Below are 18,086 nucleotides of genomic sequence, written 5' to 3' on the forward strand. Positions count from 1 at the left end.
CTATTGTATCCGTTACCAGTAAAATAGCAACAAAACGGATAAATTAGGAAGGAAAAAACGGTTCAATATCATACAAAAAGTGTAAATGATTTCAGCCTTATCGGGGCTCTGTGGATGCATGATCGCATCTTCCATTGCAAATCCTATACCTGGATTTATTACTAGTATGGGAGGAATTCAATTGGAGCGTTTTGACCCGGAACTGGTCTTTTTCGAGCCGGCCGCTTTGGAGTATCCGCTTGGCAAAAAGCTTCATGCATGGTTTGAAGAGTTAGGCACTCCCATCAAAATGACCACTTCCCATAATCGGGTAACCGGCATTCCGGGGGAGACCGAAACTGAAAAATACCGCAACGCTAAGCGCACCCTCGTTGTCGGGATTCGAAAAACTCTGGAATTTGATACGTCCAAGCCATCTGCAGAGTATGCCATCCCGCTTACCACGGGATGTGCAGGACATTGTCATTACTGCTACCTCCAAACTACTATGAGCTCGAAGCCTTATGTTCGGATTTACGTCAATCTGGATGAAATTCTGGATCGGGCGAAGCAGTATATCACAGAACGTTCACCGGAAATTACCCGGTTCGAGGCGGCTTGTACCGGCGATCCCGTCTCCCTGGAGCATCTGACCGGAGCACTGGCATATTACATTGAATTCATGGCTAAGCAAGAACATGGACGGCTCCGATTCGTGACCAAATTCGCCAACATTGATTCCTTGCTGAACGTCGAGCACGGCGGACATACCCGGGTCCGATTCTCCATCAATTCCGATTATGTCATTCGGTATTTCGAGCCCGGAACCTCTTCCTTTGAAGAACGGATCGAAGCAGCGGGCAAAATTGCGGAAGCCGGATATCCGCTGGGTTTCATCATCGCTCCGATTGTCAAGTATGACGGATGGCAAGAGGGCTATTGGCATCTGCTAGAGAAGCTTCACGAGCGGTTAAGCCACGTAGAGGTAAAGGATCTAACATTTGAACTCATTCAACATCGGTTTACCAAAACAGCCAAAAACACCATTTTGAAGCGTTATCCGAAAACCAAGCTGGACATGGAAGAAGAAGACCGGCAGCTTAAATGGGGAAGATACGGAAAATTTAAATATGTCTATAAAGCAGAGACCGTTGAAGAATTCCAGCAGCTGTTCGAAAAGGGAATCAAGGAATATTTTCCAAAAGCGGAAATTGCGTATTTCGTGTAATCGGGTACACGCACCCAGCCCTGATCCGAAACTTTATTCTCCGCTCAACATGATAACGGACACCTCACGGTGCCCGTTATTTTCCGATATGTTTCTATTCATCTTTCGTTAATCTAAGACCTTCCTCTATCCCATAACCTCGATTGTTTCGGCCTTGTGATCTTGCTCGTACATCCAGACATCAATCTCATCAATATCCATCGGTTTGCCGTAATAATACCCCTGCATGACATGACAGCCGAGTCCGGTCAGAAAGTCGATATGCTCTTTATTTTCCACACCCTCGGCAATCACATCCAGATTCAAATTCTCTGCCATGAGAACGATGGCGTTGATAATCGCCCGTTTGCTGGGCGTATCTAAATCGTTGGTGAAGAGGCGGTCCAGCTTCAGTGCATCGATCGGAATCCGATCGAGCAGCCCGATCGAGGAATAACCGGTTCCGAAATCATCCATGGACACTTTAACCCCTAAAGCTCTGATGTTCTCAAGCTGTCGAATAATGTCGTTCACATCGTGCAGCACCATGGACTCTGTAATCTCAAGCTCTAACAGATGCGGGTCCAGCTCCGCCTTGTCCAGCACATTCCGAACAAGCTCCAGCAGATTATCGCCGTGAAACAGCCGAATGGACAAGTTCACCGAGACGGGCTGAACGATTCCTCTATCCTTCCATGCCCTGCACTGCTTGCAAGCCTCCTCAAGCGTCCATCGGGTCATCGGTATAATGAGCCCCGTCTCTTCGGCAATCGGAATAAATTCAAGCGGCGATATTACACCCAAGCGGGGATGATTCCAGCGAATCAACGCTTCAAACCCGACCAACCGGTTGCTTTTCACATTCCATTTCGGCTGATAGACGATGAAAAATTCCTTAAGCTCAAGCGCTCTCTGCAAATCCTTCTCCAATTCCATTTTGCGGACCTCTTGAACGCCCATCTCCTCGGTGTAGAGGCATTGCTGATTCTTGCCGAGTCCCTTCGCCTTATACATCGCCGTATCCGCATTCTTCAGCAGCGTGGACCTGTCCGAGCTATGGACAGAGCCGATGCTGATTCCGATGCTTCCCGTAACGTACAATTCATTGCCATCGATAAAGTATACGTTTTTAATTTTTTGCAGAATATCTTCAGCCAGCCGCTGGGCATACATCGGATCGCTTTGCTTCAAAATGATGAGAAATTCGTCTCCGCCGATTCGGAATACCTGCTGGTAGCCTTGAATGAATTGACGCAGTCGATTCCCCACCTCCTGAACGAGCATATCCCCAACATGATGACCGAGTGTATCGTTGATGGCTTTAAATTGATCCAGATCCAGAAATAAAACACTGATCTTCTCCGTTTCGGAATTACTTTCGAAGAAGCGGTTCATTTCATTGCGGTTAGGCAAACCCGTAATCGTATCCTGATAGGCCAGCTTTTCCAGCACATGCCGGTCAAAGAACATGGCCCCCCACGAAATCAACAGAATCGCAAAAATCGTAATCGTCACACAGTACAACAGAAAGAGATCCACAGACTGCGGCTCATGCTGAGTGATCATGCCGGAATGAGGCTCGAACCGCGCAGCCATCATTCCTGTATAGTGCATCCCGCATACGGCAAATCCCATAATGACCGCGGAGCCCCACTTCAGGAAGCTGGACTTGGAATGATTGCGAAAGCGGAGAAACAATATTAACGCTGCATAAGATGCAGCCAGTGCAATGATGGCAGACAATACCCAAATGCCCGGGTCATAGCTTATTTCCGCGTGCATAATCATGGCTTCCATCCCCATGTAATGCATGGTCACGATTCCGCTGCCCATAATCAAACCACCGATGGCGATTTTGAACCAGTTGATGTCTCTGGGCATGGTAATGTAAAAAGCGATGAAGGAGGAGACCACACTCGCCAGCATTGACATGATCGTCAGAACAACATCATACTTCACGTTCATATTCATATGCAGGGCCAGCATGCCAACAAAATGCATCGACCAAATTCCGCTCCCCATCACCATTGCGCCGCCAAAAAGCCAAAAGAACCTGGATTTGCCGTTCGCATCTGAAATCTTGGACGTAATATTTAAAGCGGAATATGAAGCAAGTATAGCAATCACGATTGAAAGCCCAACAATATAAAAATTATAGCTGCCGTCCATCTGAGCTGTGCACACTCCTTTTTCAACTAATTCTTAAGTCCTATGATGATCATACGTTTCCTGTCGGACAACGTTCCTGTTTCATTCCGTATCTCAAACCTGTTCGTACCGGGAAAACGCCAAACTCTGATTATTTATTACAGCCTCCCTGCCCCCGCATCCTATTCCATGATAACCAAGTGAACTATTCAATTTCTCGACAAGCTCGGTATCGTTCAAAAGCAGCAAAATATGAATTGAGTCTAAAGAACTAGTTATTCAACAAATCTCTGGGTATTCCCTCTATTACTTTAGAAATAATGGAAAATAAAGTGGTTACAGCTAAAAAATAAAAAAAACTGCGGAACGCCATAGTTCGGTCCGCAGCTTGCTCTTATATATTGCCCTCAAGGGTGCTTACCTTCGTTTTTTCATTCAAATACTTCTCGCCCCAGTCGCAGATTTGATCCAGGATCGGCTGCAGCGAGTCTCCTAATTCACTCAGCTCGTATACTACCTTCGGCGGCACTTGATTAAAGACCGTTCGAGTAATGATCCCATCTTCCTCCAGCTCCCGAAGAGTCTGGGTCAACATCTTCTGCGTAATGTCCGGCATCTGCTTTTTAATTTCGCTCGTTCGCTTGGGACCATAACTTAAGTGGCACAGCACAATGACCTTCCATTTGCCACCGATCACATCCATCGTCGCTTCAGACGGAATATTGTATTTCCGCTCCCCGTTCACCCGTATCCCCCTCCCCTCAAGCGTAGAGTTATATCGACTTCCTACAGGCACTTCCAGGTATTAATGATACTTTTGGGTACCTATAGAACTATTAAGTGCGTACTTCCTTCCTGTCATTATATGATACATAATCTCCTTAAGCCAGTGCTGCAGCAAATTATTGGAGGTGGAATCGCGATGACACTTATTTACATGCCGGTGGTTATGGTGTAATCGGCAGTGCGCTTAGCATTCTGCTCTCCATTGAGCGCATTCTGGGCTGGGACGGCTCACCGCCTGCCCCGGGAGGCTTTTACCTGTCCGAAACATTAGTGCATGCAGATGCCGCGATGTCGCGTATTGAACAATTTGGCATACAAATTTTCAGAGAAGAAAGAGAAGGTGAATTATCATGAAAGTACTAACGGTTGTCACACACCCACGGGAAAATTCCTTTACGTTTGCAGTTACCGCGAGATTTGTGCAGGGGCTTCGGGATGCCGGGCATGAAGCGGAAGTACTGGACCTTCATCGCATAGGTTTCAATCCGGTCCTATGGGAGGCCGACGAACCCGATTGGTCTGATCCTAAGAAGGTTTATTCTCCCGAGGTTGAGGCCGAAATATCACGAATGAAGGAGCACGATGCACTGGCTTACATCTTCCCGGTGTGGTGGTATGGGGTCCCCGCGATGCTGAAGGGGTATATCGACCGTGTCTGGAATCAAGGCTTTGCTTACGGCGGCGGCTCGAAGCTTCACCATAAACAGGTGTTATGGCTGGCCTTGGCAGGCGCTTCAGAAGACCATTTTGCCAAGCGCAGCTACGATCAAATGCTCTCCCATTCCCTCAATGTCGGGATCTCCAATTACTCCGGAATTGAGAATTCCCGAGTAGAGTTCTTCTACGACACCCTGGAAGCTATACCGGAGCACATGGAGGGCTTGCTGGAGCGCGCTTATCAGTTGGGACTGCATTATGCGGATCTCAAGGGATAAAGAAATTACTGCTTCATAAAATAGGGTCAAACGTTCGTACGACAAAAAAAGCGACCTCCCTCGGAGGCCGCTTTCTGATTGATAAAACCCATAACAGCTATCCGTAGAACTCTGGAGTTTCTATGGATCAACATGCAATCATGGTCCCAACACACGGGACAGTCTAACGAGCAGAACGGCTGCTTCCGACCGCGTCATCGGCTCGTTCGGAGCAAAACGGTTAGCACCTCTTCCTTGGAGCAGTCCATAATCTGCAGCCGCTTGTACGTACGGCTTAGCCCAGACTGGAATCCCGCTGTCATCAGCATAGGAGGTATTCCCGTCCATTTCACTGGACTCATTCATCACACGGCCCAGCACCGCGGCGATCTCGGCGCGCGTAATCGGCTGGCCAGGCCGGAAGGTGCCGTCGGCATAACCGATCATAACTCCTTCCGTAACCGCCATATGAACCCCATCATGAGCCCAGGCAGGTATCGAATTGCCATCGGTAAAGCTTATGGAAGAGCCGGTTAGATCGGCTTTCAGCAATCTTCCCATCATAACCGCCCATTCGGCGCGGCTGACAGAAGCATGGGGACGGAAAGTACCGGATACGTCTCCCTTAACAATCCCGAGCGTTAAAGCCTTCTGAATGTCGGGCTCGGCCCAATGCCCCTGTATGTCAATAAAAGAGTTCTGAATCTCTTGATTCGGCTGTTCCCCTGTCTCCTCCAATGGCTCCCGCTTCAAGGTAAGGCGATAGGTTGTCGCCGATCCATCCTCAGCCTGAACACGAATCGTCAAGACATTATCCCCGTCCTTTAGAGGAACCGTGTAACCGGAGGTTACCCGCTCACCGTTGATCTCGACTTTTGCAGCAGAATGCATGATACGAGGGCTCACTACAACTTGAGCTTCCTTGGTGGTTACCGTATAATCGTAAACCCCTGCCTGGAATGGTGGAGTCAATGTGATTGGTTGGTCCCCTGCCGTAAGGCTCAGCTGCTGCAGCCTGGATTCCGAAGATAGTACCGATGGAACGGAGCCCGAGGACGATGATCCTGATCCTGACCCTGACCCCGAGCCGGAACCCGGAGCTGATGCAGACTGAATGGTCCCTTCAAGCCCTGGGCTGGCATTTCGGGCCGCATCCACTGCTTTAATCGCAAAATTATAGGTCGTATTCGCGGCCAAGCCGTTTATTGTATAATTTCTAGTTGTTGCAGGAACAGATTGTACCATCGTACCGCCTTGATATATTTCATAAGCAGCAATTCCCCTGTCGTCACTTGCTGCTGGCCACTCCAGGGTAACGGCACTTGACGTAACACGGGAGAATATCAGCTCCGCGCCGGTTTGCCATGAAGGCGGGGACGTGTCCGGAGAATCCGGCGGCACATCCTTAACGAGTGTCATCGTGACAACGGCTGACGCCTCCTGAGCGGATTCATTACCAGCGGCATCCGTTGCGGTCACAACGAATGCGTAGGTACCCGGACTGAGGTCACCGATATCAGCAGGCAGTATTGAGCCGTCGGCTGCACTGAGGCCCAGCCCAATCGGTGCTCCCCATTCTCCTGCATTTACCGTGCCGTCCGCATCGGCATCTACCCAAGGGTACGCCTTCACCATCGCTCCAGCTTCGCTGACCGCACCTGCCTCACCGTACAATTGATCCGGCATTCCCTGATACTGATCGATGATACGAAACTTGGAGACATCAAGGACAGGGGGCGTTGTATCCGGAACAGCTACCGGTTCACGAATCGTCACTTCGGCTCTCGCAGATGCTCCAAGAACAGCACCGTTCGTCGGATTACCCAGTTCAACAAAAAATGTCCGATCCCCCTGATCCCCATTCCTGCCTATAATCGAAATGGGATAAGACTTGGTTGTCTCTCCTTCATTAAACACAAGCAGCTCATCAACGGAGTTATAATCCGTACCGGCAATTGCTGTTCCTTCTATTGTGCGAAGCGAAACCTTGGTTTGACCGTAGCTGCCTGCTGCCCGGTAGACCGAAACCGTCACGCTTGCCGAATTCTCGGCAGCCTCGTATCGATCCTGCGCCAGGGACACAACACCCTCAGCAGCACTGTTGAAGATTTTAATATAGCCATAACTGATATCGATTATATCCGCTTTGCCGTCCCCGTTAAAATCCCCCGAAGCCACCGCAGATGACGGCCGGTCGAAATATGTCCGGGCAGATTGAAAGGTGCCATCCCCGTTGCCCAGCAGTATCGGATTGGATGAATCCTGGACTCCTCCGAGGAGATCCAGATTACCATCCCCATCAAAATCAGCAACCTCAAGATCTAGAGGAGAATGCCCCAATGGAAGTGTAATAACAGGCCTGAACGTTCCGTCCCCGTTACCAAGAAACACGTTCGCCGTGTGATCTCCATTGGCGGCTAACGCCAGGTCCATGTACCCGTCTGAATTCAAATCGGCTGCTTGAAGACCAATAGGCGATCTTCCCGAACTGATGGCCAATACGGAAGTAAACCCGCCCTGGCCGTCACCAAGCAATATGTTTACGTTATTCGATCCTACATTAGCAACAGCTAAATCCACAATCCCGTCGCTATTCAAATCCTCAGAGGCTACACTGCGAGGTGACATCCCTACAGGTACTGTGATCGCTGTCCTAAATGTTCCATCACCCATGCCCCGCAAGATGGATACGGTGTTGGAGCTGTTGTTCGTTACGGCGAGATCCAAGATCCCATCCCCGTTAAAATCCTTAGCTGCCAATCCCACTGGCCAATTGCCTGTCGGGTACGCCACTTGTTGTTCGAATGTCCCATCCCCGCGTCCTATCAGAATGCCTACCGTATTATCCACGGCATTCGACACTGCCACATCTGCATGCCCATCGCCATTAAAGTCGGCAACAGTGACCGCGCGAGGAGACCTCCCGACAGAAGTATCCTGCTTCATCTGGAAGGTTCCATCCCCGTTACCCAGGAGAACAGATATTTTATTTTCCACCAAATCGAAAACAATGACATCCGCTCTTCCGTCCCCATTGACGTCATCTGCCACAGCGTCGTAAGGATTTGTTCCCGCGTGGTATAACACGCCATCCTGAACTAGCGGTTTGTCCGCGGCATGCCCCTGTAAGGGTGCAGCCAACAGAGACAGACCCAGAAGGATCGGTAGCAATCTGCGGGCTCTGACTACACTTTTCTCCAGCTTCAACTCTCATTCCCCCTTTTAAGCAAATCTATTATATCTCAACCTTTCCAACGAAAAATCCCCCTGCAGGGGGATGTGGGGCCATTACTTATTGCTTCAGTAGGATCGTCGGCAGACATATTTCAAAATTTGAAACATTTCAACCATGGGTACCGTACATATAAACAATGAAAATTACGGACAGAAGGAGGTACCGTCGATGATGCCCCAAGGAATGTCTTTTGGCGGAGGGTTTGATTTTATGTTTACACTGGTTCCCATTCTGATCGGGATTGTGTTTGTTATTGTGATTGTCGGCTTCATCTCCAATGGCGCCCGCTATGTCAAGAATGCCAAATCGCCACGCACTTCCGAATTTGCCCGGGTGGTCTCCAAACGGATGGACGTCCGCCATCATACCAATCACCACAACGACGACAACGGAATGATGCACGCGAACCACTCGTCCCGCACGTATTATTACATCACCCTCGAATTTGATAATGGAGAACGGAGAGAGTACCTCGACGTCAAAAATCTATACGGTCTTGTTGTGGAGGGAGATACCGGCTATGCTTCCATCCAGGGCGATTGGATCGTTGCGTTTGAGCGGAATCTGCAGCCGCAATCCTAATGGATATGAAGATCATACCATTCTAAATTGCAACCGTGCTCCTACTTAAAATATCGCCACAGAACGACAGCCTTAGCTCCGTGATCATCTCGGGACTAAGGCTGTTGTTCATAACATCGCAAGAAAGGCAGTGCCGTCGTAAGCCATTATTTTGGGATTGATATGGACACGGACAGCACTAATGACGCTGCCAGCAGCTCTCTCCGGGACACGCCGCCCTTCAAACCAAAGCCAATGCTTATTCAAATGTTGGGAAACTTCGCAGAATGGTTTCCTTACGCCCCTTCATGTACCACTGCCCCCACGGATGGAGGTTGTCGAACTTTCCCCCGCAGGCTTGGAACAGTTTGATATAACGGCCCATTTCCCGGAGCTTCATGAAGTATGGGATTTCCCGAAGCCACTTCTCCTCCAGCTGATGCTCTCTACGATATCCATCCAGGAACGGCATAAGGAATTTGCCCGGGTCCGGGTCGGCCCCTTCGGTTAAACTTGAGAAAAAAGCAGCCACCGCAATATCATCAATAAACCATGAATACCGACTCGCATCAAAATCAATCAAACACAGCGAATTCCCATGAACAAAAAAATTACCGTAATGAAAATCAGCATGAATCAATCCATAAGTCTCCGCTGACACCGGAAGGGCTGATATATAATGAAACAATGCCTGGTACCGAGAGATGATCTCCTGTTCGGATGGTGGTAAATCGATATGCAACACCTTTTGGGCTTCAAATGACCAGTCCGGCCGTTTCGTGACAGGATCCTGGTGAACGTACGCTTGGGTGATGCGGTGCATATGGCCCATGAATTGGCCCATTCCCCTGTATAGATGCTCATTGGCATCATTCTCTCCCACCGGACGCCCCTTGGCCTCCTCGTAACATACGGCCGTATATTCACGGCCTTCCGCCGGGATGCGCTCCGCCAACTTCCCATCTACCGAGTACAGCGGTCTCGAAACACAGACACCCTTGCTTGCCAGAAACTCGACCCACTGTACTTCGCCTGCAATCTTCGCATACGGCTTGTGGGACTCATCGGTTATACGCAGGAAAACCTTGCGCTCTCCATGCCGATAGGAGGAAATCAAGCTATGCTCGGAGTCATGCGTTTGCTCCAGATTCTTTTCCAGCAGTCCGAATTTGTCTGCAGCTTCTATGCTCCACTTCATCCGGTGTTCCAATCCACAGCACCCCCTAACAAACTAAAGAACATTCCATTCCATCAGCCTAACCAAAAAGCGACCCTGTCAGATCTACGGATCACACTCCTCCTCTGCTCCAAGGGTAACCCTCCCAATCCCTTTTTCAATTCCAATTGTTGTGGTCAAAATGTTGGAGGGATATAATACGGGAGATAGATAAAATCGTCATGCATGAAAGAGGACCCCTATTATGAATCCTGAAACTCGCCATACCCGAACCCAACTCATCATAGAAGCAGCCGAGCATGTGTTTGCACATAAAGGCATTGAAAAAGCCACCATGCAGGATGTGGCCACCGAGGCCAAAATAGGCGTAGCGACCGTTTTTCGCTTTTTTCCCCGCAAAGAGAAGCTTGTTGTTGCGGTTGCGACGAAGAAGCTGGAGGCCGTCCTTGAGACCTTTCACTCCATCGCTGACCTGCCGATTTCCTGCATCGAGAAGCTGGAGCTGTTCTTCGACAACTTCATTTCCCTGCTGGAGCAAAAAGCCAGTTCCAACGTCAAGCTGCTCGAGAATTTCGAGAGTTATGCCGCTCAATTCACGGAGCCTCTCGAAGATATCGAGCTGTTTAACGCCGTCTACCGGAACATCTCCAAGGTATTCTCGACCATTGTCGAGCAAGGCATCCAGGACGGGTCGATTCAAGCCGACCTTCCGATCTCCGAGACGCTCTCTACCATCATCAATACGTTTGGTATTTTTGCCAGAAAGCTGTCCCTCCAGAAGAACATTCTGGTGGTCGAGCCTGACCTCGCGCCCGAGAAACAGCTGGCTATTCTTAAGCACATCCTGCTCAATTATTTGAGAACATAAGGATGAAGTCCCCATAAAAAAGAGTGCGCAGCACCCTATCTGCTCACTCTTATTTCGTTATGTCCACATCTACAAACCCAGCTTATGTCCCCGCTCCAAGCGCTGAATCTGCTCTTCGCCCGTTACGGCCAGTTCGCTGAACTGCTGGATCGTCTCCCGCATCCGCGGAAGAGCCTCCTGCTTGTAGGTGCTGATGGAATCCAGAGCCGACAGCACATCCGTGAACGCTTGCTTCAACGTATCCACGGAAATACTCGTTTCGAGCGATTGCTTGTGAATGGCAGCACCCTGATCCTTCAGCATTTTGGAGGTTGCGCTGATCAGGTTATTCGTGGTTTCGTTCAACAGCTCGATTTTCTTCAGGACAATCTTCTGATTATAGAGGGCGCTGGCTACCGTCACCGAGATTTTGAGCGCCGATACCGTTACGTTCCTTGCCCGATCCACGCCGCGGATCAACTCCTTGTTGTTCCGGATGACGACTTCAATAGCCATGATCCCCTGCTGGTTCACGACCAGCATCTGCTGCAGGTCCATCACCCGCTGGCGCAGCGGGAACAGTACCTCCTCGGTAATGAACCGGATTTTGTCCTCCGACTCCTGGCGTATTTTGGCCGCCTCAATCTGGGATTCGATTTCGGTGTCCATCAGCATACCCAGCTGAATTTCCTTTTGCAGCCTTTTGGTGAGCTCGCGGAGGGCCTGCTGCTCGATCTCGAGCGTGGTATTGTCGTTCTTTAATACCGTCTTTCCTTTATCCAGGGAAATGATGATATCCGAAATCACGGCATCCGCTTTTTGAAACTTGGCAAAATATCGCCGGAGCGGGTTAAACACCATGCCCAGAATCCCGCTCTTCGCAAAATCGATGACGCTCGGGTCCAGATCCTTCAGCTGCAGCTGCAGCTCCGTGAGCCCTCTGGCAACCTGGCCGCCTTCGTCCCCGGTTTTGGATAATCTTCCTACCGATACTTGCAGCAGTCCATTCTTCTCCGAAGAGGATCTCATCGTGCCCATACCGAAGGTGTCAATGGATTGCAGTACCTGTCTTCTCTTCTCGAGTGATTCGATATCCAGCTCCATGATGGCCTGCACGTTGCTCGCTGCCAGCTCCTTGAGCTGCGTGACTTCCTCTGGCTCGGGCTTCATCTGCTCTTCAATCGCATGCTTAATCTCTTCGGGACGAATGACTTCCATCGTAAATGACAATATAACCCCTCCTACAAGTTTCTGTAAAAACTTCGATATCAGAATAATATAAGATGCCCTTTCCTTCCGAGATAAGGGGTATGCCTCTAGAGTTTATGCTTGCTTATCTCTTAAAATGAGCGAGTATCACTTGGGATGAAACTACATCTGCACGTTCAGCAGCTGACCGATTTTATACACGACATCATCCGTATCGGCATTGATGCTGGCCGCTTCGTTAATGCTGGAGATGCTTTGAAGCGCCTGGATGTTGGCGTTATATCCAATTGTGTATACCGGGATTTTGAAGGCTTTAATGAGCTCCCGGATATCATCAAGGGAATGCCCTACGTTGGTCTCCCCGTCACTCAGCACAAAAATCAAAGGCTTCACGTCCGGATTCACCGCCATCTCGTCATGAAGCATCTTCATCGCCACCACAATGCCGTCAAATGTTGCGGTATTCCCGCTGGCCTCAAGGCTGTTAATCGCTCCAACAAACATCGACTGCTGGTTCAGGTCGTATTTGCCGATCGGAAGATTGATCGCGACATCCGTGGAATACGATACGAAGCCGATGCTGTTGTCTCTACCCAAATATTTCTGCCCGGTCAGCAAGGATTCCTTAAGACGGTGCAGAGGCTCGCCGTCCATGCTGCCTGATACGTCCGCTACAAATACGGCCGCAACCGGCTTGTTGCCATCCTTCTTCTCCTTCCACAGCTTCTGTGCGGACGGCAGCAGACTGCTGTCCACGACATCCAGCTCGGATTGGTAATCGTTAAGGCCATTGAACCCTTTTTTATCGGCTAACTGCTGATATGGATCCTGTTCCACAAACGCTGCAAATTTCTTAATGATTTCTAACTTCTCCTTCGGCAAGTTCCCCAGTGCATACAAGGGACTGTCGTGCCTTACGCCAAACGGAGTAAACACGTAACCGCTCTTCATATCCGCCGCATTGACATAAGTCTGGTACTCCAGAACAAAAGCGTCCAGCATGCCCGACTTCGCCGCATCACGCATCTGGATCGTGGTTGAGGCCGTGAAAGGGACGTTCGCCTGGAATTTCTCGAAGCCCTGCACTGCTTTTTCGCTGAGCAGGTCTGAACTGTCAAACGTTTCAAGTGCCGTAATCAGGAAGTTAAGACCCGTGGAGCTGGCAAAAGGATCCGTGTAACCCATCGCCAGCTCATTATTGGATATCGCATCCGTCAGCGTCTTGACGTTCAAGGAGCCGTACTTCTCCACCAGCTCATCGTATTTGGCCTTTCTGGTCACAACACCGGTCACATTTCCGGTCAGACGCTTGGATACAAGCTCCGCCTTGACGCCATATTCCTTAACCATTTCCCCCCACAGCTCATTCGAGGGCGTAAACGCATCCGGTACGTACTTGCCTGATGTTATGTAATCGGTTGCGGTTCCTGAAGCGATGTTGCGGATCTTCACAGATACCGGCTTTCCATTCACCACCGGCTTCGACAGGTTGAACTCCGTTGCTACTTCATTCAACCATCCGTCAATGCCCGGTCCTGCCTTCTCCGGAGATGAGAAGATTTCGACGAAGAGCTCCGTTGTATTCTCAACCGAGATCGGGAATTTGGATATGTCGGGCAAAGAATCCGCTACGGCAACCGGATCCAGGTCAACCTGACCTTTGATCGGGTCCGCCGCCGTGACCACAATGTCCTTGTAGATTTTGTTTATTTTCTTAGCTGCATCTTCCGAGTTAACCTCAGCTTGGCTTTTTCCCAGATTGGAGGTTAACGTAATCCCCGCATACACCAGAACAAACACAACGACCGCAATGGCCACTAGGACAACAAAGGCACTCCCTTTGCTTCGCATACTCATCTCCCTCTCTTATTGCTTGTATAATTTGGTTTGCTTGATCAACGCATCGATTTCCTTCATGCACGGCATATCTTCAACATCCCGGTAATCGGAACTGCCCAGTAATGAGATTTCCAGCAGCAGCTTATCCAGCTTCAGCATAATTTCCTCGTTGGCATCCAGATAACCGGCAACGTATGCCAGGTACTCCTGGTACAGTTCCGTTTTCTTCTGTGCGACCTTGCTGGATAGCCGGGCTGATTTCTGCGGATTGGACATATTCGTGAAATCGGAAGCGGTGAAGGCACCAAGCTTGTTAAGAATCCCTCTGATATTGAGATAGAAGAGTTTCTCCACCTCGTCAATGACCGCCATGAATTTCTTGTAACTGAGCTCCGTCGGTTCAAAGCGTTCACCCAGAACGCTTAGCAGCGCGCTTCTCTTTTTCTCGATTCGTTCCAATTGGTCCAGGGCAAGGTCAATGTCGTTCTTCAGCACTTTCACATGGCGGTAATGGTGAAGGGAGTTTATGTAATCCTCGCGGGTTTGAATCGTTTTGATCGGCTTCACAGCCGGAGACTTGAATAACAAGGCATAACTGCCATAGAACAATAGAAGAGCGCTGACAACCCATACCGTAACAACCGATGCCGTCTCGAAGGCGCTGTCGCCGCCGATGTGGAATCCCAGCAAGCCGGGCGAAACAAGCACAACATTCACCATGGCGATAACCGCCATAAGCAGGAGCAGCTTCACAGGTTTCGAGCCATTCAAGAAATTAACACCTCCCCTACTCCTAAAGAGCGATAACTGGTTTTTCCTGGTTCTTCCCTATAACAGCCTCTCAAACATCCATAAATCCATAGACAACTGAAGGATATAACACATACTACGTCTTCATTCGAAGTTAGATGCATTTTCCTCACGCGATGGGCCTGGCGATTTACAATTCATGATTCATGGCATACTTATCGGATTTGCGCCTGACCCTGATGATACCCTTATTATCGTCCTTGCCTGGAAATTCGTGAGTGATCCTAAAAGAAACTGCCGTACTAACAGGGGATTCAAAGATGAGGTAAGTCAGATCATAGAGGTAGCGTAACTATATCAAAATTACATAAATAATCCAATGGTTCTGCGTCAAAAGACACAAAAAAAGTCTTCCAGGCCATCCCATCCCTGAAAGACTTTTGTTTCTTATAAATAGCTTAAGCTCCGATCAGCGGGCAGCAGCCTTATGCCTTCCCACGCGGGAGTTTATCCGCATACCTTGTCCGCAGCTTCCCCAAATCATCCAGCTTCTTGAGCACCTGCTCCTTGTTCAGCATGCCAATGCTCAAGATCAGCTGCTCCACGAGCAGCAGCGGCGTCACCATGGAATGAAATTCTCCCATATCCCCCCGACTGACAAAAAACGAGAGCTGAGCCGGTGTTCCATACCGGAAATCCTCCCGGTCGGTGATCATGATGGCTGCATTTCGAACACGACTCACACAGTCCAGGATGACCTCCGTTTCCGGCAGCATTCGGGTGAAGCTGAAGATGAGCACGACATCGTCCTGTTCCAAATGCGCGAGCGATTCCAGCAGCTCATGGCCGCTTCCGGCCATAAGCCGAATGGACATGCCGAACCGGGACAGGCGATACGATAACAGCTCCCCGAGCGATAAGGACGGTCCCGGCGCATACACATACACACGTCTGGCCGAAGCCATCAGCCTGGCCGCCTGCTCCAGATCATCCGGATCCGTCTTCTTCGATGTCTCTTGAAGATGGTGCACGGCCTGCTCCAGCATCTTTACCGGCAAGCTGGATGCATCCATCTCGGATATCGTTTTTTCCAGCTTTACAGCCGGTGTCTTGTCCGAGGTCTCCCGAAGCTTCAGCTTAAACGCCTTGGCATTCTCGTACCCGACAGCACGCCAGAACCGGGATACGGTTGCAATGCTGGTACCCAGCCGGTCCGCGATTTCCTGCTCCGTCATGAACAGCATCTCCTCGGGATAGCGTTCGATGAAATCGGCGATTTTGAGCTGACTCGGCGAGAATCCGGATTTATCGGAAAATAGGTTCTTCAATTGCGCTGCACTCCTTCTACAGTGGGAATCTTGGGCGTCTTCTTACCAGTCCATCATACGCCGTGATTATTATGTAAGTTTTATTTCATTATTATATTTATGTAAAAAATATTACACTGCGTTGACATACTACTCCGTTCATTTTAATAATCGCCTCCTATACTAATAGCAAATCCCATTTCCAAGGAGGCTTTTCTTAATGGCAAGCAATTCACGGGTGTACACCCTCACATCTTCTCAGAAAATGATGATCTTTGTTCTGTCCATGTCCCTGTACGGACTATCCAACATGTTCACGGAGCTCATCCCGTCATTCCGATTAGGTCCTGTCGAGCTTTCCGTTGAGTATTTCGCTTTTATCCCCCTCACCCTTTGCATGCTGTTCCATCCTTTTTATGCAGCTGTAGGAGCGGCGCTTGGCGAGGTCATCTTCGGTGAACTGATGCTGGGTCAATTCGGTGGATTGGGCGAGCTGGAGAAATTCCTTACCTTCTCCTTCGCCATGTACGTTGCCGGACGCATGGTGAAGGATCCTCTTAACCGGACGCAAGTAGGCGTTGCTGCCATGACCGGCGTTATCATCCATCAGTTGTGCAGCTCATTGGTGGATATCGGCAAGGTATGGATCGGCGTCGAAGAATTTGAAGCCGTTCCCGGCCTTGCGCAGAGCGTGGTTCTGGTTGAAGGCGTCGGCTTCCTGAATGATGTGCTGTTCTCCGGCATTCTGTTTGCCCTGCTGCCTACATTATATCTGGTTCCCCGATTGTATGGAAAAATCGAGCCGCTGCTTGGCATCAAGCCCCGGCAGAAGCTGACCCAGTATGAAGCGGCCGGCATCATCTCGCCGAAACTGGTTATCCTCGGGATCGTGCTTGCGCTCGTTGCCTTCGGAGCCGAATCCCTCTCCGAGACGGACTGGAACTTCGGGGAATGGGACAGCGGCTTTGCAGATCGGTTCGGTGTCGGCGCCATCTGGATCAGTATCGCAGCAGCTGCGATTATCGCCTTGGCCGTGCTGGTGTTCATGCGGGTCCGCAGAAACCGCAGTATGAAAGAAGAACATGCAGCGGAGAAACTGCCTTATGTCTAAACAAGTTCCCCATCCTAATGTCCCGGCTGTAAACATAACCGATGTAACGTTTGTCTATCCCGGCTCCGAGCAGCCGGTGCTGAATGGAGCTTCCCTTACGATTGGCCGGGGCAGCTTCACGGCGATCATCGGCGGGAATGGCTGCGGCAAATCAACGCTATGCAAGCTGTTCAACGGCCTGATCCCCCATTATTATTCAGGGGATTTCACGGGAACCGTTGAAATATGCGGGCTATCCGCCGAGAAGCATACCGTCTCGGAGCTGTCCCGTATGGTGGGTTATGTATATCAGGATTTTGATAACCAGCTGGTCCGACCGACCGTGCTGGATGAAGCGGTATTCGCTCCGCTGAATTATGGTCTGGCCGAATATCAGGAGATGGGTTCCCGCGCCCTTGAGCTGTGCGGACTGACACATCTGAAAGACCGCTACATATGGGAGCTGAGCGGCGGTCAGAAGCATCTGCTCGCCTTGGCGGGAGCGCTCTCGCTGGAGCCGGATATTCTTGTCGTTGATGAGCCGGTATCCCAGCTCGACCCCCAGCATGCCAGGCAAGTATATGATGTGCTGCGCCAGCTGAACCGCGTACACGGGAAGACCATCATTGTAATTGAACATCATACAGAGTTTATTGCCGACTACTGCGAGGAAGTCTGCCTGATGGAGCAGGGAACCGTAAGATGGCAGCGGCCCGTAGCAGAGGCGCTGAACAGCCTTGAGGACCTGGAGCGGCTGGGTATCCAGCCCCCAGAGGTTACCAAGGCGGCCGTCCAGCTGGCGGTCATGCTGAATCGTAGCGACATGGCTGCAGACCGTCCGCTTGGAGCACAGCCGATGCCGACCGGCTCCGAATCCGGATCCCGCGCTGCCGGATTCGCTGAATCTCCGATCAAGCAGCCTTATCCGATTACCGCGGAAGCCGCCGAGATCTACTTCCGCGATCTTCTAACTCGGCAGGATGGCCATTCACAGATGAATCGCAAACCACCCGCTCCGGGAGCGAATGATGATGCCC

At 50.3% G+C, this 18,086-nt stretch carries 14 protein-coding genes; 6 read left to right on the forward strand and 8 right to left on the reverse strand.

Translation table 11 applies throughout. The features are described from left to right. Window positions 1-181: 181 nt before the first annotated feature. A complete protein-coding gene (splB, locus tag PGL02S_RS26715; RefSeq protein ID WP_006207735.1) occupies window positions 182-1,207 on the forward strand; it encodes a spore photoproduct lyase in 1,026 nt (341 codons plus the stop codon). Window positions 1,208-1,333: 126 nt separating this feature from the next. On the opposite strand, the gene PGL02S_RS26720 is transcribed toward splB, so the two are convergent. Together PGL02S_RS26720 and PGL02S_RS26725 are read right to left on the reverse strand one after the other, a co-directional pair. After that, window positions 1,334-3,355, reverse strand: a complete 2,022-nt coding sequence (locus PGL02S_RS26720) for a bifunctional diguanylate cyclase/phosphodiesterase (protein WP_036636454.1) — start codon at window positions 3,353-3,355, stop codon at window positions 1,334-1,336. A gap of 373 nt (window positions 3,356-3,728) precedes the next feature. After that, window positions 3,729-4,037 (reverse strand): winged helix-turn-helix transcriptional regulator, encoded by a 309-nt coding sequence (locus tag PGL02S_RS26725; protein WP_051449079.1) that lies wholly within the window; start codon window positions 4,035-4,037, stop codon window positions 3,729-3,731. 433 nt (window positions 4,038-4,470) lie between these two features. Between PGL02S_RS26725 and PGL02S_RS26730 the strand changes: the two genes are divergently transcribed. Further along, a complete protein-coding gene (locus PGL02S_RS26730; protein WP_036636453.1) occupies window positions 4,471-5,055 on the forward strand; it encodes an NAD(P)H oxidoreductase in 585 nt (194 codons plus the stop codon). A gap of 138 nt (window positions 5,056-5,193) precedes the next feature. Here PGL02S_RS26730 and PGL02S_RS26735 read toward each other — a convergent pair whose 3' ends face one another. Beyond that, window positions 5,194-8,241, reverse strand: a complete 3,048-nt coding sequence (locus PGL02S_RS26735) for an FG-GAP-like repeat-containing protein (protein ID WP_051449076.1) — start codon at window positions 8,239-8,241, stop codon at window positions 5,194-5,196. Window positions 8,242-8,437: 196 nt separating this feature from the next. Here PGL02S_RS26735 and PGL02S_RS26740 point away from each other — a divergent pair, with 196 nt between their 5' ends. After that, window positions 8,438-8,851: a DUF2500 domain-containing protein gene (locus tag PGL02S_RS26740; protein WP_036636450.1), complete on the forward strand. Its 414-nt coding sequence runs from the start codon at window positions 8,438-8,440 to the stop codon at window positions 8,849-8,851. 238 nt (window positions 8,852-9,089) lie between these two features. On the opposite strand, the gene PGL02S_RS26745 is transcribed toward PGL02S_RS26740, so the two are convergent. Then, window positions 9,090-10,028, reverse strand: a complete 939-nt coding sequence (locus PGL02S_RS26745; protein ID WP_164481447.1) for a phosphotransferase enzyme family protein — start codon at window positions 10,026-10,028, stop codon at window positions 9,090-9,092. Between the two features lie 223 nt (window positions 10,029-10,251). On the opposite strand from PGL02S_RS26745, the gene PGL02S_RS26750 reads away from it, so the two are divergent. After that, window positions 10,252-10,875, forward strand: a complete 624-nt coding sequence (locus PGL02S_RS26750) for a TetR/AcrR family transcriptional regulator (RefSeq protein ID WP_006207727.1) — start codon at window positions 10,252-10,254, stop codon at window positions 10,873-10,875. Window positions 10,876-10,944: 69 nt separating this feature from the next. Here the strand turns inward: PGL02S_RS26750 and PGL02S_RS26755 are convergent, their stop codons facing one another. The 4 genes from PGL02S_RS26755 to PGL02S_RS26770 form a co-directional block, all read right to left on the reverse strand. Continuing rightward, window positions 10,945-12,084 carry a toxic anion resistance protein gene (locus tag PGL02S_RS26755; RefSeq protein WP_036636448.1) on the reverse strand — a complete coding sequence of 380 codons (1,140 nt, stop codon included), beginning with the start codon at window positions 12,082-12,084 and terminating at the stop codon, window positions 10,945-10,947. Between the two features lie 141 nt (window positions 12,085-12,225). Beyond that, on the reverse strand, window positions 12,226-13,914 hold the full coding sequence (locus PGL02S_RS26760) for a vWA domain-containing protein (RefSeq protein ID WP_036636446.1): 1,689 nt from the start codon (window positions 13,912-13,914) through the stop codon (window positions 12,226-12,228). 15 nt (window positions 13,915-13,929) lie between these two features. After that, window positions 13,930-14,673, reverse strand: coding sequence for a hypothetical protein (locus PGL02S_RS26765; RefSeq protein WP_036636443.1), 744 nt, complete (start codon window positions 14,671-14,673; stop codon window positions 13,930-13,932). Window positions 14,674-15,137: 464 nt separating this feature from the next. Beyond that, entirely contained in the window at window positions 15,138-15,980 is an 843-nt protein-coding gene (locus PGL02S_RS26770) for a MurR/RpiR family transcriptional regulator (protein ID WP_006207723.1), read from the reverse strand. A 199-nt stretch (window positions 15,981-16,179) separates the two neighbouring features. On the opposite strand from PGL02S_RS26770, the gene PGL02S_RS26775 reads away from it, so the two are divergent. Together PGL02S_RS26775 and PGL02S_RS26780 are read left to right on the forward strand one after the other, a co-directional pair. Beyond that, complete coding sequence (locus PGL02S_RS26775; RefSeq protein ID WP_036636440.1) at window positions 16,180-17,070, forward strand: hypothetical protein; 891 nt, start codon at window positions 16,180-16,182, stop codon at window positions 17,068-17,070. After that, window positions 17,063-18,086: energy-coupling factor ABC transporter ATP-binding protein (locus PGL02S_RS26780; RefSeq protein WP_164762896.1), on the forward strand; the 1,024-nt coding region annotated here is incomplete at its 3' end. The genes PGL02S_RS26775 and PGL02S_RS26780, both read left to right, overlap by 8 nt.

This window comes from Paenibacillus glucanolyticus NBRC 15330 (genome assembly GCF_004000885.1).
GTDB lineage: Bacteria > Bacillota > Bacilli > Paenibacillales > Paenibacillaceae > Paenibacillus_AQ > Paenibacillus_AQ glucanolyticus.

Coding starts and splice junctions, on each gene's coding strand:
- PGL02S_RS26720 (WP_036636454.1), bottom strand. CDS start 3,355: ATGGACGGCAGCTATAATTTTTATATTGTTGGGCTTTCAATCGTGATT.
- PGL02S_RS26725 (WP_051449079.1), bottom strand. CDS start 4,037: ATGGATGTGATCGGTGGCAAATGGAAGGTCATTGTGCTGTGCCACTTA.
- PGL02S_RS26730 (WP_036636453.1), top strand. CDS start 4,471: ATGAAAGTACTAACGGTTGTCACACACCCACGGGAAAATTCCTTTACG.
- PGL02S_RS26740 (WP_036636450.1), top strand. CDS start 8,438: ATGATGCCCCAAGGAATGTCTTTTGGCGGAGGGTTTGATTTTATGTTT.
- PGL02S_RS26745 (WP_164481447.1), bottom strand. CDS start 10,028: ATGAAGTGGAGCATAGAAGCTGCAGACAAATTCGGACTGCTGGAAAAG.
- PGL02S_RS26750 (WP_006207727.1), top strand. CDS start 10,252: ATGAATCCTGAAACTCGCCATACCCGAACCCAACTCATCATAGAAGCA.
- PGL02S_RS26760 (WP_036636446.1), bottom strand. CDS start 13,914: ATGCGAAGCAAAGGGAGTGCCTTTGTTGTCCTAGTGGCCATTGCGGTC.
- PGL02S_RS26775 (WP_036636440.1), top strand. CDS start 16,180: ATGGCAAGCAATTCACGGGTGTACACCCTCACATCTTCTCAGAAAATG.